Origin of the sequence: Streptomyces sp. HB132, from assembly GCF_016909575.1 — a bacterium.
Lineage (GTDB): Bacteria > Actinomycetota > Actinomycetes > Streptomycetales > Streptomycetaceae > Streptomyces.
Genome location: NZ_JAFBGA010000002.1, coordinates 324,580 through 340,342, shown reverse-complemented (window position 1 = coordinate 340,342; position 15,763 = coordinate 324,580). Strand labels below are relative to the sequence as shown.

General features: G+C 71.0%; 18 protein-coding genes. 10 read left to right on the top strand and 8 right to left on the bottom strand.

Annotation, left to right across the window (positions count from 1 at the left end; all coding sequences use genetic code 11):
* Positions 1-179: 179 nt before the first annotated feature.
* From JOC24_RS05830 to JOC24_RS05820, 3 genes are all read right to left on the bottom strand, one after another.
* Positions 180-1,613, bottom strand: a complete 1,434-nt coding sequence (locus JOC24_RS05830) for a flotillin family protein (RefSeq protein ID WP_205019027.1) — start codon at positions 1,611-1,613, stop codon at positions 180-182.
* A gap of 83 nt (positions 1,614-1,696) precedes the next feature.
* A complete protein-coding gene (locus JOC24_RS05825) occupies positions 1,697-2,218 on the bottom strand; it encodes a hypothetical protein (protein WP_205019026.1) in 522 nt (173 codons plus the stop codon).
* 105 nt (positions 2,219-2,323) lie between these two features.
* Positions 2,324-2,809, bottom strand: a complete 486-nt coding sequence (locus JOC24_RS05820; RefSeq protein ID WP_205019025.1) for a peroxiredoxin — start codon at positions 2,807-2,809, stop codon at positions 2,324-2,326.
* Between the two features lie 162 nt (positions 2,810-2,971).
* Here JOC24_RS05820 and JOC24_RS05815 point away from each other — a divergent pair, with 162 nt between their 5' ends.
* A complete protein-coding gene (locus JOC24_RS05815; protein ID WP_205019024.1) occupies positions 2,972-3,715 on the top strand; it encodes an alpha/beta hydrolase in 744 nt (247 codons plus the stop codon).
* Positions 3,716-3,791: 76 nt separating this feature from the next.
* Entirely contained in the window at positions 3,792-5,486 is a 1,695-nt protein-coding gene (locus JOC24_RS05810; RefSeq protein WP_205019023.1) for a SpoIIE family protein phosphatase, read from the top strand.
* Here the strand turns inward: JOC24_RS05810 and JOC24_RS05805 are convergent.
* Together JOC24_RS05805 and JOC24_RS05800 are read right to left on the bottom strand one after the other, a co-directional pair.
* Positions 5,480-5,713: a hypothetical protein gene (locus JOC24_RS05805; protein WP_205019022.1), complete on the bottom strand. Its 234-nt coding sequence runs from the start codon at positions 5,711-5,713 to the stop codon at positions 5,480-5,482. The genes JOC24_RS05810 and JOC24_RS05805 overlap by 7 nt on opposite strands.
* Before the next feature lie 134 nt (positions 5,714-5,847).
* Positions 5,848-6,432, bottom strand: coding sequence for a hypothetical protein (locus JOC24_RS05800; protein WP_205019021.1), 585 nt, complete (start codon positions 6,430-6,432; stop codon positions 5,848-5,850).
* A gap of 364 nt (positions 6,433-6,796) precedes the next feature.
* Here JOC24_RS05800 and JOC24_RS05795 point away from each other — a divergent pair, with 364 nt between their 5' ends.
* From JOC24_RS05795 to JOC24_RS05780, 4 genes are all read left to right on the top strand, one after another.
* Positions 6,797-7,141: a MerR family transcriptional regulator gene (locus tag JOC24_RS05795; RefSeq protein WP_205019020.1), complete on the top strand. Its 345-nt coding sequence runs from the start codon at positions 6,797-6,799 to the stop codon at positions 7,139-7,141.
* Positions 7,142-7,446: 305 nt separating this feature from the next.
* The gene (locus JOC24_RS05790) at positions 7,447-7,650 is read left to right on the top strand and encodes a cold-shock protein (RefSeq protein ID WP_014155340.1); all 204 of its coding nucleotides are present in this window, start codon (positions 7,447-7,449) and stop codon (positions 7,648-7,650) included.
* A 303-nt stretch (positions 7,651-7,953) separates the two neighbouring features.
* Positions 7,954-9,522, top strand: coding sequence for a DEAD/DEAH box helicase (locus JOC24_RS05785; protein ID WP_205019019.1), 1,569 nt, complete (start codon positions 7,954-7,956; stop codon positions 9,520-9,522).
* 64 nt (positions 9,523-9,586) lie between these two features.
* Entirely contained in the window at positions 9,587-9,895 is a 309-nt protein-coding gene (locus JOC24_RS05780; RefSeq protein ID WP_205019018.1) for an SCO5918 family protein, read from the top strand.
* Between the two features lie 77 nt (positions 9,896-9,972).
* On the opposite strand, the gene JOC24_RS05775 is transcribed toward JOC24_RS05780, so the two are convergent.
* Positions 9,973-10,881, bottom strand: a complete 909-nt coding sequence (locus JOC24_RS05775) for a quinone oxidoreductase family protein (RefSeq protein ID WP_205019017.1) — start codon at positions 10,879-10,881, stop codon at positions 9,973-9,975.
* Positions 10,882-11,145: 264 nt separating this feature from the next.
* Between JOC24_RS05775 and JOC24_RS05770 the strand changes: the two genes are divergently transcribed.
* Complete coding sequence (locus tag JOC24_RS05770; RefSeq protein ID WP_205019016.1) at positions 11,146-11,910, top strand: SDR family oxidoreductase; 765 nt, start codon at positions 11,146-11,148, stop codon at positions 11,908-11,910.
* Between the two features lie 4 nt (positions 11,911-11,914).
* Here the strand turns inward: JOC24_RS05770 and JOC24_RS05765 are convergent, their stop codons facing one another.
* A complete protein-coding gene (locus JOC24_RS05765) occupies positions 11,915-12,826 on the bottom strand; it encodes a ScbA/BarX family gamma-butyrolactone biosynthesis protein (protein WP_307792639.1) in 912 nt (303 codons plus the stop codon).
* Between the two features lie 105 nt (positions 12,827-12,931).
* On the opposite strand from JOC24_RS05765, the gene JOC24_RS05760 reads away from it, so the two are divergent.
* Both JOC24_RS05760 and JOC24_RS05755 read left to right on the top strand, forming a co-directional pair.
* Positions 12,932-13,573, top strand: coding sequence for a ScbR family autoregulator-binding transcription factor (locus tag JOC24_RS05760; protein ID WP_205019014.1), 642 nt, complete (start codon positions 12,932-12,934; stop codon positions 13,571-13,573).
* 93 nt (positions 13,574-13,666) lie between these two features.
* Positions 13,667-14,401 (top strand): N-acetylmuramoyl-L-alanine amidase, encoded by a 735-nt coding sequence (locus JOC24_RS05755; RefSeq protein WP_205019013.1) that lies wholly within the window; start codon positions 13,667-13,669, stop codon positions 14,399-14,401.
* A gap of 6 nt (positions 14,402-14,407) precedes the next feature.
* On the opposite strand, the gene JOC24_RS05750 is transcribed toward JOC24_RS05755, so the two are convergent.
* On the bottom strand, positions 14,408-14,773 hold the full coding sequence (locus tag JOC24_RS05750) for a PH domain-containing protein (RefSeq protein WP_205019012.1): 366 nt from the start codon (positions 14,771-14,773) through the stop codon (positions 14,408-14,410).
* A 125-nt stretch (positions 14,774-14,898) separates the two neighbouring features.
* Here JOC24_RS05750 and JOC24_RS33770 point away from each other — a divergent pair, with 125 nt between their 5' ends.
* A complete protein-coding gene (locus tag JOC24_RS33770) occupies positions 14,899-15,735 on the top strand; it encodes a LysM peptidoglycan-binding domain-containing protein (protein WP_205019011.1) in 837 nt (278 codons plus the stop codon).
* Positions 15,736-15,763 lie beyond the last annotated feature (28 nt).

Below are 15,763 nucleotides of genomic sequence, written 5' to 3'. Positions count from 1 at the left end.
GAGTGCCGCGAGGCGCCCACGCCCCCGTGCTTCCGGGTCCGTCGGACACCGCCCCGGCCCCTGTGCCGCCCACCCCGCCGGGGCCGACGGCCGCGCCGCCGTCCATTCGGCGGGATCGGACATGCGAGTGCCCGGCCGGTCAGGGAACACCGGCCGGGCACGTGAGGACGGGCGAGCGGTCAGTCCTTGATCTCGATCTTCTCGCCGTCGGCCGCGGGGGCGGGTACCACCGGCGCGGAGCCGCCCGCCTTGCCCTGCAGATTCCGGAGCAGCGAGCCCAGGTCGACGCCCGTGGTGGAGTTGAGGAGCTCCAGGCCCTGGGCCACGTTGTCGGTCACGGTGCGGGACAGCTGGCTGGCGCCGTCCGTCGAGATGACCGTCATCTTGTCGATGGCGCTCAGCGGCTCGGACGCCTTGGCGACGACCTGCGGGAGCACCTCCACCAGCATCTGGAGGACGGCCGCGTCGCCGTACTGCGCGAAGGCGTCGGCCTTCTTCTGCATGGCCTCGGCCTCGGCGGAACCCTTCGCGGCGATGGCGGCGGCCTCGGACTCGCCCTCGATGCGTACGGCGTCGGCGAGGGCCGAACGGTGGAGCTTCTCACCCTGACCGGTCAGGCGGGAACGCTCCGCGTCGGCCTCCGCCTCCTTGACCTGGGCGATGCGGCGGGCCTCGGCCTCCTGCTCCGCGCGGTAGCGGGCGGCGTCGGCGGGCTTGCGGACCTTGGTGTCGAGCTCGCGGTCGGTCAGGGCGGCCTGGCGCTCGGCCACCTTCTCCTGCTCGGTGAGGACTTCCTGCTGGCGGGCCGCCTCGGCGAGCGGGCCCGCGGCGTTCGCCTTGGCCGCGGCGGCCTCGGTCTCGGCCTTGATCTCGGCCTGCTTGAGGTAGAACGTCCGCTCAGCGATGGCGATCTCCTCGGCCGCCTTCAGCCGGGCCTGCTCGGAGGCGCGCCGGGCGATCGCCTCGGCGATGTCGGCCTCCTGCTTGGCGCGGGCGGCCTCGGGCCGGCCGAGGTCCTCGAGGTACGAGCCCTCGGTGGTGATGTCCTGGATCTGGAAGGCGTCCAGGATCAGGCCCTGGCCGGACAGGCTGGCCTCCGCCTCCTCGGCGACCTGCCCGGCGAACGCGGCGCGGTCACGGATGATGTCCTCGACGGACATGCGGCCGACGATGGCGCGGAGCGCTCCGGAGAGCACTTCCTGGGTGAAGCCGACGATGCCGTTCTGCTGCTGGAGGAAGCGCTGGGCCGCCGCGCGGATCGCGTCCTCGCTGCCGCCGACCTTGACGATCGCGACGCCTTCGAGGTTGGACTTCACGCCGCGCAGTGTGACGGCGCCGCGCACGGCGACGGGAATGTGCCGGCTGGAGAGGTCCAGGGTGAACTTCTGCTGGACGAAGGGCACGACGAAGACGCCGCCACCCACGACGACCTTCTGGCCGCTGTTGTCGATGCTGGTGCGGCCGGTCACCGGATCGGTGGACTTCTTGCCGCGGCGCCCCGTGATGATGAAGGCCTGGCTGGGGCCCGCGACCTTGTACCGGGTGATCACGGCGAGGGCCAGGAGCACGAGAAGTACGACAATGCCGATGACGGCGATCACTACTGGACTCATGAGAGGTGTCCCCCCTGCCCTCCCGACGGGACGGCAGTGTGTTCGGTTGTACGGGTTTCGGACAGGCGTATGGCTCGGTGTGGTCAGCGCTCGACGGGGCGGACCGTGACCGAGGTGGTCGAAAGCGTGGCCTCCACCCAGATCTCGGCGCCGCGTTCGACCGGAACGGCGCTCTTCGCGGAGAACTTCACGGTCTGGCCCGCGAGACGCAGGAGGACCTCGCCGTAACCGTCGGCCGGAATCGGGGTGACGACGGACCCCGAGGTGCCGACGAGGTCGTCGCCGCGCGGTGTGGCCGTGGTCTGATCGCGCATCAGGGCCTGGCTGAACTTCCATGTCAGCCAGGCCGCCACGAAGCCGGCCAGGGTGCCGGCCACGAGTGCCACAGGGAGGCCGGCCCCGGTGGTGCCGAGGACGATCGCACCCCCGAAGCCGAGCATGGACAGGAAGCCGGCGATGACGGGCAGTGAGAGCAGGCCGTCGAAGAAGCCGTTCAGCAGCCCACCCAGTGCGTCGCCGAGGAGCCCTTCGAGGATTCCGTCGAAGACCAGGGAGAGGGTGAGGAGCACGATTCCCGCAATGCCGAGACCCAGAAGAACGGTCACGTGATCACTCCCCCGGTGTGTGCTGTCCCCCGACAGGTTTCCGTCGAACTGCCTGAATGGTCCCATGGCGGACCGCGCATGGACACTGCCGGAGTCCGGCAGTCTTCACGGAGTTCGGATGCCGGAAAGCTGCTGGGCGAGCGTGTCGAGGGACTGGAAGGTGGCGCCGAGCAGGGCGACGTGCTTCCACCGCAGCACACCGTCCGGCCCGATCAGGAAGACGGAACGGCGCACGCCGATGCCGGGCGCGGCGACCCCGTAGGCCCGGGCGGTCTCCCGGCCCGCGTCGGCGAGCAGGGGCATCCGCAGGCCGAAGCCGCGGGCGAAGGACTCGTGGCTGTCCACATCCTGTGGGCTGATTCCCCAGACCTCGGCGTCGAGGCCCTCGAAGGTCTCGAATCCCGAGGAGTAGGAGCAGAGCTGCTTGGTGCACACGGCCGTGTTGTCACCCGGGTAGAAGGCGAGCACGACGGCCCGGCCCCGCGCGGCCGAGAGCGTGTGGTCGCGCCGCTCGAAGGTGTCGTCGGTGAGAGTGCCGCCGGGCAGGGTGAAGTCCGGTGCGGGCCGGCCGATCTGTGGTCCTGACGCCATGTCGAAGGCTCCTCGGGTCGCGTACGGGAAGGGTCTGTGCCTCGTACAGTGAACGGCACTTTCCACGCATCGACACGTTCGGCCCATCCGTACGTCGTCCGGCACCGAACATGGGGTGAGTGCGAGGGCATCGGCCCCGCACCCCCGGATCCGGAGGTACGTGTGGCCGAAAGACCGCCCTCGGCAGCGGTGCTCATCCTCCACGGCGGCTACGAGACGGGCCTGGCGGCGCCGGCGCCCGGGGTCCTGAACCTGCCCGGGCTGCGGATGCTGCCGGTCTCGCGCGTGGTGTCCCGTGCGGTGCGCGGCGACCCCGGGGTGCGGGTGCAGCGTGTCCGCTACACCCACCGAGGCTGGAACGGAACCCGCGAGGACCCGCTGCACGACGTCCTGCGGGTGCTGGACGGCCTGCGGCGCGAGGCGGGCGAGATCCCGGTGGTCCTCCTCGGCCACTCCATGGGCGCCCGCGCCGCCCTCCACGCGGCCGGGCACCCGCTGGTCCGCTCGGTGGTGGGCCTCGCCCCGTGGTGCCCGCCCGGTGATCCGGTGACCCAGCTGGCGGGCCGCGACGTCGTTCTGCTGCACAGCACCGAGGACCGGGTGACCAGCCCCCTGGCGTCCCAGTCGCTGACGGCCAGGGCGCGACGTGCGGGTGCCCGCACCTGCCTGGTGACGATTCCGGGCAGCGACCACGCGATGATCCGCCGGGCACCGGCCTGGCATCACCTGGCGGGGCTGCTGGTGACGGGACTGCTGGGGCTGGCTCCGGTCCCGAAACGGGTCGAGGCGGCGTTCGGGCTGCCGCGGGGGGCGGCGGCCTCCGAGGGGACGCTGTCACTGGACGGTCTCGGCGCCGGGGGGCCGGGCGCACGGAGATGCGTGGCGGAGCGGGGCGGCGGACGATGAGGGTCCGGGTGCCCGGTGGCCTGTGAGGACCGGCCGCGCCGCACTCCCGCGGGGCACGCACCCTCTGGAGGCTCCGTTGCAGGCCGAAGAGCAGGACGACCCGGTACCCGTCGACGTGGCGGTGCTCGCGGGGCTGATCGGCAGCAGCCCGGCCGGGATCGCGGTCTTCGACACGGAGCTGCGCTACCTGTACGTGAACACGGCACTGGAACGGCTCAACGGCCTTCCGGCCGCCGCGCACCTGGGCCGGACCGTCGCAGAGGTGCTGCCCGAGGTCGACATCAGGCTCGACGTCATGCGCCAGGTGCTGGCCGACGGCCGGCCCCGTGAGATCACGACCACCGGGCAGACCTGGGCGGATTCCGTCATGACACGGCGGTTCTGGCGCGGTGCCTGCCACCGCCTGGAAGCGGGCGAGCGGCCACTGGGACTTGTCGTGATCATCCAGGAGGTCACGGCCACCCATGACGAGCGGGCGGAACTGCTGAGGGCGAGGAGCTATCTGACACTCCTGGACAACGCAGCCGTCAGCGTGGGGACGACGCTCGACCTGGAGACCACCTGCCAGGAACTCGCGGACTTCGTGGTGCCCGTGATGGCCGACGTCGCCGTCGTGGAGATGATCCGCGAGGACGACGGGCACGACCGTCGCGAGCCGCCGCCCGGAGCGATGCGGCTGCGACGGGCCGGTGTGGCCGCCGTCCCGGAGCTCGCCGACGAGATCGCCCGGTTCGGCGGGCCGGGAACGGACATCGACTACCAGGAGGACGCGTCCGTGCCCCGCTGCCTGGCCGCCGACGCCCCGGTGATCGAGAACCTGTGGGGCGACGAGCAGATCGGCCGCGCGGCACCCACCCCCGAGCGGGTCGCCGCCTACCGCTCCAACGGTCTGCACTCGGTGGTCGTCGTACCGCTCACCGCCCGAGGGCACCCGCTGGGAGCGCTCAGCCTGCTGCGGGCCGGCGACTCGCCGCCCTTCACCGAGGGGCTGGACGTCGTCGTCGCCCGGACCCTCGCGGGCCGCGCCGCGGTCGATGTGGACCATGCCAACCGCTACGCGCACGAACACCACGTCGCCCGGGAACTCCAGCGGTCCCTGCTGTCCGAGCCGCGGGTGCCCAACCCGGGCATCGAGATCGCCTCCCTGTACCTTCCCGCGGGCGAGGGCGCGGTGGTGGGCGGTGACTGGTTCGACGCCATCCCCCTCAAGGGTGGACGGCACATGAAGGTGATGGGCGACGTGATGGGCCACGGGGTGGAGGCGGCCGTGGCCATGAGCAACTACCGCTCGATGCTCCGCATCATGGCCGACGACGACCAGCCGCCGCACCGCGTTCTGGAGCGGCTCGACAGGGCGGTCGAACAGTCCGGCCTCGACCGTGCCGCGACCTGCCTGGTCGCGGTCGTCGACCGGCGGCGGGGTGTCTGCGAGGTGGCCAGCGCGGGCCATCCGCCGCCGGTGTTCCTCGATCCCGGGGCCGCCGGGGCGCGGGTGGCGCGACTGCCGGTGGGGCCGCCCCTGGGCACGGGCTTCGGCGGCTACCGGACGACGGTGGTGCCTTGTGGTCCCGGGACGGTCCTGTTCATGTACACCGACGGGCTGGTGGAGCGCCGGGGCGAGGACATCGACGTGTCGATCGCGAGGCTCGCGCAACTCACGATGCCGCCGAGCGGGAGGCTGCAGGACCTGCTCGACGAGATCGTGGACCGGTTCGCCGACACGGCGGAGGACGACATCGCGGTGCTCGTCTCGCGCAGCCGCGTCTACTGACCGCCCTCCGCGCGGGAGCGCCGCGCGGAGCGTCCGCGCAGCCGGCGCAGGACGATCAGGGCCGACGTGATCAGGGGCAGGAGTCCCGCCACGGTGTCCGCGGTGGTCAGCCTGTCCCGGGTGCCGCGCGTCCGGCGCATCTGCTTGAGGGTCCGTACGACGGCGATCGCGCTGCTTCCCAGACTCAGGAGCAGGCCCGCCTTGGAGCTCGAGGTCTTCCTGGGCATTCGTCCGCCTCCGGGTCACATCGCTGTGCGGTCCCCTCGTCCACGTAACCGGCTCCGGGGCGGGTCCGCAATCGGGGGCCCTCCGGGTCTCCGGGGCGGTTGCCCGCACGCGTGGTCCGGGCGGATCCCGTGGCTCAGGCGAAGAGGAAGCCGGCCGCCGTCGCGGCCCCCACGGCCGCACCCGCGGCCGTCTGGGCCACCGAGTGGTAGCGCAGGGCCACCCGCGACCAGCACACGGCGAGGGCGGCGGCGCCGGCGCACAGCCACCACAGGGAGTGCGTGACGGTGAGCAGGGCGACCACGGCCGACGCGACCGCCGAGTCGACCGAGATCTTCCAGATCGTGTTGACCGCCAGGAGCACCGTCGTCATGACCCACAGGGAGATCATCGCGATCAGGATGCCGGGGGGTGCACCGCCGAGAACCATGATCAGCGCACCGGTGCCCAGCGAACCCAGGATCACCAGGAAGATCGGCGCCCGCTGGGTCCTGTCCACCACGTGCCGGTCGCCCCAGGTGCCGCGCCCGCGCTCCCACTCGATGTAGCCGGCGGGGACGAGGCCGGCGCAGAGGGCGCCGAGGAAGCCCCAGGGGAGCCCGGTCCAGTCCCCGGCGGAGGCCAGTCCGATGCCGAGCATGCCGACGAGCAGCACATTGCGGGGCTGCAGGACGTCCGTGACCGTGCGGGCCGTCGTCGTGGTCCTGTCCGTGCCGCTCATGCTGTGTGTGCTCCGGGTCGCGGGCCGCGCGACCCGGGCGGTTCCGGGGGCCGCGCATCAACGTAGCCCTTCACGACGGGGGATGCGTGAAGGGCTACCCGTGCAGTATGACCTTTCGCGGGTCCGCGGACAACTGACCGGTCGGTCAGCCCTGTTGGGGTTGCCGTGCGATTACGGAGGGCTCCCGCCGGGGCGCCGCGCGACAGTTCGCCGGGGCGCCGCGCGACAGTGGGCGCCGTGCGTGCGACGCCGGAGACCGGGGAAAGCTGTTTTGGCGGCAATAGACATGTCCTATCCGTACGCCTAGGCTTTCTTGTGCAGCCAGGCCATATCGGTGGTCCGGTGCGCAGCAGAAGAGGTGCAGATGCCCCCGGAATCCCCGTCGCAAGCTTCGGACCGTCTCGACGACGACGACTACCCCGCGTACACGATGGGGCGGGCCGCCGAGATGATCGGTGCGACGCCAGGCTTCCTCAGGGCCATCGGTGAGGCCCGCCTGATCACCCCGCTGCGCTCCGAGGGGGGCCACCGCCGTTACTCGCGTTACCAGCTGCGCATCGCGGCCCGCGCCCGGGAGCTGGTGGACGCCGGCACGCCGATCGACTCGGCCTGCCGCATCGTGATCCTGGAGGACCAGCTCGAGGAGGCCCTGCGCCTCAACGAGCAACTGCGCCGGCCGGCGTCGGACCGGGGCGGCACGGATTCCTGACCGGGGTGCGGGTGCATATCTGTTTCGGCGGGCACAGAAATACGCGCTATGAGCGGTGAGGGTTTATGCCGTGCGTGACGGAGTGAAGCCGTAGTGATATGGCGTACAGCTCGCTCGGACCCGAATCGTGCTACTGTTGATCTCAGTTGCAGTTGTGGTTCCCAAAACTTCAAGTGCACTCACCGTCAGCACTTCGGTGGGCGCACTTTTGTATTTCCGGTCTTTTCCGGACGGGGCAATCATTTGCGGCGACGTCGGGCTCGCACAGTGTGGGCCCACGGGCAACGCCCCGAAGGAGATTAGACATGGCTACCGGTACCGTTAAGTGGTTCAACTCGGAAAAGGGCTTCGGCTTCATCGAGCAGGAGGGTGGCGGCGCTGACGTGTTCGCCCACTACTCGAACATCGCCGCCCAGGGCTTCCGCGAGCTCCAGGAAGGCCAGAAGGTGAACTTCGACGTCACGCAGGGCCAGAAGGGCCCGCAGGCGGAGAACATCACCCCCGCCTGATCACACAGGCGTACGGCGCAGCTGGGGCCCGCACCTTCGGGTGCGGGCCCCAGCTCGTTGCGTTTTCCCGGCCGCTGCCAGGGGCGTCGCACCGAGTGGGTAATTCCCGGTGCGTGCGCGAGGCGCGGTGCGTCACTGCAGTCATATGGAGTGCCGAATCCTGCTGGTTCATCCGGCGGACGCATTCCGTTATTCGATATTTCACCGGCTCGTTCTTGCGATTCTTGATTCCTGGCGCCGTACATGGCTGCAGCCGCCCGGAAGAATCCCTCGATACGTGCCATTCGAGGGAAAGGTTCTCCATTGAACCGCGATCGCACATCTCGCACGAACGACCGATTCTCCAGGACGCGCTCCGGGGGGTCCGCCGGCAGCCGTACCGCCAACGGGTTCCGCTCGGCGGGATCCGGCCGACAGGGCGCCCCGGGCTCGCAGGGCCGCTCCGGTGGACCGAAGCGCTCCGGCGGCTACGGCCGCCGCTCCTCCGCCGTCACGGGTGAGTTCGCCCTGCCGGTGACCATCACCCCCGCCCTGCCCGCCGCGGAGTCCTTCGCGGACCTGGACATGCCCGCGCCCCTGCTGGCGGCGCTGGCCTCCGAAGGCATGTCGGTGCCGTTCCCGATCCAGGCGGCCACCCTGCCGAACTCGCTCGCCGGACGGGACGTCCTCGGCCGAGGACGCACCGGATCGGGCAAGACGCTCGCCTTCGGCCTGGCCCTGCTGGCCCGCACGGCGGGCAACCGCGCCGACGCGCGCCGTCCGCTCGCACTGGTCCTCGTCCCCACCCGGGAACTGGCCCAGCAGGTCACCGACGCGCTCACCCCGTACGCCCGGTCCCTCAGGCTCCGGCTGGCCACGGTCGTCGGCGGCATGTCGATCGGCCGCCAGGCCAGCGCGCTGCGCGGCGGCGCCGAAGTCGTGGTCGCCACCCCGGGCCGGCTCAAGGACCTCATCGAGCGCGGCGACTGCAAGCTCGACCGGGTCGCCATCACCGTCCTCGACGAGGCCGACCAGATGGCCGACATGGGCTTCATGCCGCAGGTCACCGAGCTGCTGGACCAGGTCGGCCCCGACGGCCAGCGGATGCTGTTCTCGGCCACCCTGGACCGCAACGTGGACCTGCTGGTCCGCCGCTACCTGAACGACCCGGTCGTCCACTCGGTGGACCCCGCCGCCGGCGCGGTGACGACGATGGAGCACCACGTGCTCTACGTCCAGGGCGCCGACAAGTACGCGACGACGACCGAGATCGCCGCCCGCGACGGCCGGGTGATCATGTTCCTGGACACCAAGCACGCGGTGGACAAGCTCACCGACCACCTCCTGCACAGCGGTGTGCGGGCGGCCGCGCTGCACGGCGGGAAGTCGCAGCCGCAGCGGACCCGCACCCTGGACCGGTTCAAGACCGGTCATGTCACGGTGCTGGTCGCCACGAACGTCGCCGCCCGGGGCATCCACGTCGACAACCTCGACCTGGTCGTCAACGTCGACCCGCCCAGCGACCACAAGGACTACCTGCACCGCGGCGGGCGTACCGCGCGCGCCGGGGAGTCCGGCAGCGTCGTCACGCTCGTGCTGCCCAACCAGCGCCGCGAGATGACCCGGCTGATGGCCGACGCCGGTATCACGCCGCAGGTCGCCCAGGTCCGCTCCGGCGAGGCGGAGCTCAACCGCATCACCGGAGCCCAGGCACCGTCTGGTGTGCCCGTCACGATCACCTCACCGGTCTCGGAACGCCCCAAGGGCAGCGGTTCCGGGCCTCGCGGCCGGCGAGGTGCGCGCCCCGGCCAGGGCCGCCGCTCGAACGCCAACACCGCTACGCCGCAGGCGCGTGCCGCCGCAGCGCAGCGCCGGACCAACAAGGCCGCGTAGTCGTCCGGCCGGAACTCCGGCCGACCGTTTCCCGCATTCACCGCGACCATCCTGTTGAGGCACCATGCGCTGTGTCATCGCCCGTTTCCCCTTCGACCTCTTCAAGAACGAGGTCGAGGACTCCATGAAGGGCGTCAAGCCCGAGCCCGTCACCGGTGACGCTGTGGTCATCAGCCGCCGTGTCTATCCCGTCAAGCAGGTCGGCGAGATCATCACCCGCCAGGACCGCAGGGACTTCACCGCCGGCGAGGTGACCAGGGCGCTGTCGCGTCTCGGCTTCACCTGCCGCCCGGCGGAGGCGCCCGCGCCCGCGGTGCCCCTCACTCCGCTGGAGAACGCGTCCGCCCTGCTCGGGACGCCCGGCGACGCCTGAGGCGTCGTGCTTCCGCGCACCGCACCCCCCGAGGCCTCCGGGCCCGGGGGGTGCGGTGCGTCCGGGCCCTGGCCCGCTCAGGGCGTCAGGACCAGCTTCCCCGTGGTCCGGCGTGCGAGCAGGTCCTCATGGGCGCGCCGGGCATCGGCGAGCGGGTAGCTGCCGCCGGGCACGGGCTTGAGACGGCCCGCGGCGACCAGGGCGAAGAGCTCCTTGAGGGGACCGCTCACCGCGCCCGGAGCGGCGAGGGCCGGGCGCAGCCAGAATCCGACGACGGATGCGTTGAGCCGGCCCAGCCGGCCCGGATCGACCGGGGTGAAGCCGGTGCGGGCGGCGTTGCCGTAGGTCACCAGGCGGCCGTACGACGCCAGGGAGTCCAGAGCCCGGTCGAAGAGGTCCCCGCCGGCGGCGTCCAGGACGACGTCCGCCTTCTCCGCGAGGGGGTAGCTGATCACCGCGTCCGCGCCCAGGTCCAGGACGAGTCGTTCCTTGGCGGGGGTGGAGACCTGCGCGAGTACCCGGCCCGCTCCGAACTCCCGGGCCAGCTGGACGGCGAGGCTGCCGACACCGCCCGCCGCGGAGTGCACGACGACGGTCTCGCCCCGCTGCAGGCGGGCCGACGACCGAAGCAGGTGCCAGGCCGTCAGCCCCTGCATCATCAGGGCGAGTGCCTGGGCGGCACCGAGTTCCTCCGGGATCTCCAGGACGGCGGACTCCTTGGCGGTCACCTGTTCCGCGTACCCGTGCGAGACCCGGGCCAGTACCCGCCTGCCGTCCGGGGTGCGGCCCACGACCTCACTGCCCGGGACGTACGGCAGGGCGTCGGCGCCGAGGTAGGAGCCGTCCACCTGATGGGTGTCCGCGAAGTTCACCCCTGCGGCCTCGACGGTGAGGAGCACCTCTCCGGGGCCGGGCACGGGGGCGGGCAGTTCCACGGTGCGGAGCACTTCTGGACCACCGAAGCGGTCGAACTGGACAGCGAGCATGCCGCACGGTATCGCAGGGGGCCCTCCGGGCCGGTCGTGGAGCCTGTGATCCGCTGCCGGTATTTCCTGAGGAGACTCGCCAAAACAGTACAAACGGTTTGTTATTGCGGTGACCCTGTGTCGGGGTCCGGGGGCATGGAACGGGCAGTCCCCGCCGTAACGCCCGGCCTCCCGTACGCACCGGAGCGGTGGCGGGCCGGAGGAGGACCGGGCGGTACGGAATCGCCCATGGCCGCGGCCAGGACGGCCTGCGAGACTGCGGCCATGAGCGATCTTCTCCACGACAGAGTCGTCCTGATCACCGGGGCGAGCAGCGGAATCGGTGCGGCGGCGGCGCGGGTGTTCTCCGAGGAGGGCGCGACGGTCGTCCTGGCGGCGCGCAGGGAGGACCGACTGGCGTCGCTGGTGGCCGAACTGCGCGACAAGGGCGCCCAGGCGTCGTACGTCGTCTGTGATGTCACGGTGGCGCAGGACGCCGCCCGAGCCGTCGGCTTCGCGGTCGACACCTACGGGCGGCTGGACTCGGCCTTCAACAACGCGGGACTCGGAGGCGACCGAACTCCCCTGCACCTCATGGGTGATGACGTCTACGACGCGGTCATGGACGTCAACGTGCGCGGCGTCTGGAACTGCCTCCGGCACGAGATCGCGGCCATGCTGACGAACGCGGGCAACTGCTCCATCGTGAACAACAGCAGTGTGGGCGGCCTGGTGGCCATACCGGCGGCCGCGCCCTACATAGCGGCCAAGCACGCCGTCGTGGGCTTCACCAGGGCCGCTGCGGACGAGTACGCCCAACAGGGCATCAGGGTCAACGCGGTGGCGCCGGGCACGACCCGCAGTGAGATCACGGCCGACTGGTTCGGGCGCAACCCGGGCCTGGAGGAGATGGTCAACAGCCTTACGCCGCAAGGGCGTACGGCTGAGCCGGAGGAGATCGCGAACGCGGCTGCCTGGCTCCTCAGCGACCGCTGTCCCTTCCTCACCGGCACCGTCATGCCGGTGGACGGCGGCTTCGTCAACCAGTAGGCCGTCAGCCGCAGGGTCCGCTCAGCCGGCCCCGGAAGACCGTTTCTCCTTCCTGCGTCGCCGTGACCACGACGGAGGTCTCTCCGGGGGCGGCCGGCAGGGTCTCGGCCTCGATCCAGCAGGGGCGGTCGAACTCGGCGTACCGCTCGAACGCGCTGGTGACGCTGGTCGGCTCGAAGGGCGCGGGGTACAGCGCGGCGTTCGCGGCCTGATGCGCCGCTTCCATGAGGGCGAGCCCCGGGACGTGGTCCACCGGGTGGTCGTAGAGCACCGCGTTGTCCACGTCGTTGCGCAACTGCCAGTGCCGTGGGTGGTCACCGGCCGACAGGACCACGTCGACGGGCGTGCTCCGGCCGACGGTGCGGGGTTCGACCGGAGCGGGCAACGGCCACGCGTTCCAGTCGACGTCGAAGTGCTCGCCGCGAAGCCGGCGGTAGACGCGCGTCGAGAGCCAGCCGAACTCGGAATCCGCGCGGGCCACCAAGCGGCCGTCCCGGAGGATGCGGAAGTCCATGTCCAGTGAACTGACCCTGTTCCCACGCACCTTGGCATTCTTTACGGTGACCTCGACAGTAAGGTCGCAGGGCGCGTCGGCGGGTACTGCGAAGCCGGGCGCGACCGTGAAGTCGAAGTAGCTCAGCACGGTGTGATCGGAAAGGGGTGCGCCGTACGCCGCATGCGCGATGGTCAGACCGCTCTGCCGGACGGTCTGTGTGAGCATCCGCATGTCGTAGGCCGGACCGCCGGCGGGCGCCGGCCACCTCGCGGAGAGCGAGAACTCGCCATCTTCCTCGCGCTGCCAGGACGTGAGGAGAACCATGTCGGAACGTCCCAGGTGGACGTACTCCTTGCGGATGCCGTTCCGTCCCTCGGCCGCGGAGAGCGGGGGGTACGGAACAGCGGGTATGTCGGGCACGGCCCTCCCGGACATGGCGCAAAATAGGTGTTACGGCGCTGATATGATACCGGCTCACCGGTACTTTTTGAAGTAGCGTTATGCACGTTCAAAGGGGAGCGCGAGTTGGCACGACAGCAACGGGCGATCCGCACGCGCCGGATCTTTCTGCAAGCCGCCGCCGAGGTCTTCGACGAGCACGGCTACGACGCGGCCACCATCGCCGCGATCCTCGACCGGGCCGGTCTCACACGGGGTGCGCTGTACTTCCACTTCACCTCGAAGGAAGAGCTGGCCCGCGGTGTCCTCCAGGAGGCGGTGACCTCGGACGGGGTCACTCCGCAGACCTTCAAGCTGCAGGAGTGGGTGGACATGGCGCTCCTGCTCGCCTACCGGCTGCCCCGGGAGCCCCTTCTCAGCGCCTCGATCCGGCTGTCCGTCGACCCACGGGCGCGCAGCCTCTTCGGTACCCGCTGGCCGGACTGGATCGCCATCGGGACGGAGATGCTGACCGAGGCCAAGGAGCGCGGTGAGCTCCTTCCGCACGTCGATCCGGAGGCCACGTCCCGGCTGGTCGTCGGGGCGTGGACCGGGGTTCAGCTGGTGACCGAGTCCATGGCCGAGCCGCCGGACCTGGTCGCCGAGATATCGGCGCTCTTCGAGCTCATCCTCCCCAACAACGCGGTCCCCGGCGTGCTGGCCCGGCTCGACACGTCCCCGCACCGCGCGGCACGGATCATGGAGCAGCAGGCGGTCGCCGCTTCCTGACCGCTCGGAGGGTGATGTGCGACGCGGTGCCGCATGTCACCCGATCGGACGCGGGTTCCTGCGACGTGGCTGGTCAGCGCGCATGGTGGCCCTATGTGGCTTCGCCGAACCGCCGTGTGCGCCATGGTCGTGCCGCTGGCCTTCCTGGTCTTCAGGGACGCGCCGGTGCGGCTGGGCGCACCCGAGAACGCCACCGCGAAGCAGGCCGCTCCGGCCGGGGCCCCGCGGCCCGCGATCGTCAGCCGGGCGCAGTGGCACGCGGACGAGAGCATGGTGAAGGAGGACGCGGTGTACACGGGGACGGTGAAGGCCGTCTTCGTCCATCACACCGGGCACACCAACCGGTACGACTGCGCCGACGCCCCCAAGATGCTCCGGGCCATGGAGGAGATGCACGTCCGGGGCGAGGGCTGGGACGACATCGGCTACAACTTCGTCGTCGACCGCTGCGGGACGATATACGAGGGACGGGCGGGCGGCGTCGGGCGCTCCGTGCGAGGGGCCCACACCACCGGGTTCAACGCGCACAGCGTCGGCATCGCGGCCCTCGGCACCTTCGGCCCCGGCGTGCCGGTGCCCAAGGCGCTCATCGAGGGGATCGCGAAGGTGGGCGCGTGGAAACTGGACCGCGCCGTCGACCCACAGGGGTTCGTGCGGATGGTCTCGACGAACGACGACAGCGTGTACGAGCGCGGCGAGGTCGTCCACCTCCACGCCGTGGCCGGTCACCGCGACACCTTCCAGACGTACTGCCCCGGCGAAGCGCTCTACGCGGCACTGCCCGCCGTCCGGGCCGAGATGGCCGGACTGCGGGACGTGAAGCGGTAGCGGCCCTCAGCGCGCGACGTACTGGGTGAGGACGGCCTGCACCTCGTAGATGTCGACGCCCTTGGTGAACGTCTTCTGGATCGGGGTGGCGGAGCCCGAGAGCCAGATCTTGAGCTCGGCGTCAAGGTCGAAGGTGCCCGCCGTCTCCACCGCGAAGTGCGTGATGCTCCGGTACGGGACGGAGTGGTACTCCACCTTCTTGCCGGTGATTCCCTGCTTGTCGATGAGGACGAGCCTGCGGTCGGTGAAGAGGATCGTGTCGCGGATCAGCAGATACGCGGCGTGCACCTGCTCTCCCTGCCCGAGAAGCCGCGCGTAGTCACGCTGCGCGGCAGCCGGATCGACGGTGTGCGCGTTACCGAACAGTGCCATGAGATGCCCCCCACCCGAGTGAATGTGCGGGCGTTGAACGCGTCAAAGCCCAAGGAAAAGCATATCGGCGGCTTATCTGTTCGTGCCCTTGCACACCATCCGGAGCACAGCGGAGGAATACCGTCATGCCGGCATCACCCCTCGCCAAGCGGCCCGTCGAATCGGTGCTCGCACTTCTGCTCGTTCTCCTGAGCGTGCTGGGCCTCTCCGGCCGCAGCGCCGCGGACTCCCCGGCCCAGGCCCCCGCCCAGGCGGCGCCGGCCCCGGCCGTCCCGGTCCGGGCCGCCATCGCGCCGACCGTCACCGCGCCGACCGTCACGGCCGGTACGGACTGGGACCGCATCGCCGAGTGCGAGAGCAGCGGCCGCTGGAACATCAACACCGGCAACGGCTACCACGGCGGACTGCAGTTCGCCCCCTCCACCTGGCGGGCGTACGGCGGCGGGCAGTACGCACCCCGTGCCGACCTCGCCACCCGGTCCGAGCAGATCGCGGTCGGTGAACGCGTCGCCCGCTCCCAGGGAATGGGTGCCTGGCCCACCTGCGGTCGCCTCGGTGCGTCGGGCTCGTCCTCCTCGTCGTCCGCCCCGTCCGGCAACGGCGACCGGAACGACACCGCACAGCCGGCCCCGCAGCGGGAGTCGTCCGGCACCTCCGGCAGCGCGTCGTCCGGCAGTGCCGCGTCCGGCAGCGCGTCGTCCGGTGACGAAACGGGCAGCGCGAGCGCCGACGGGAACGGCAGCGGGTACGACAGCACGTCCGACAGCGGCGTCGCCCAGCACTCCGAGGACCTGGCCGACGCGGAGACATACGTCGTCGAGAAGGGCGACTGCCTCTCGGTGATCGCGGAGCGAGCGGACGTGGCCGGCGGCTGGCACGCGCTGTACGAACTGAACCGTGAGGTCCTCGACCAGGGACCGCACCTCGTCTTCCCCGGTCAGCGCATCCGCCTGGACGCCTGAGCCGTGGCACCCACCGCGAGGGACACGT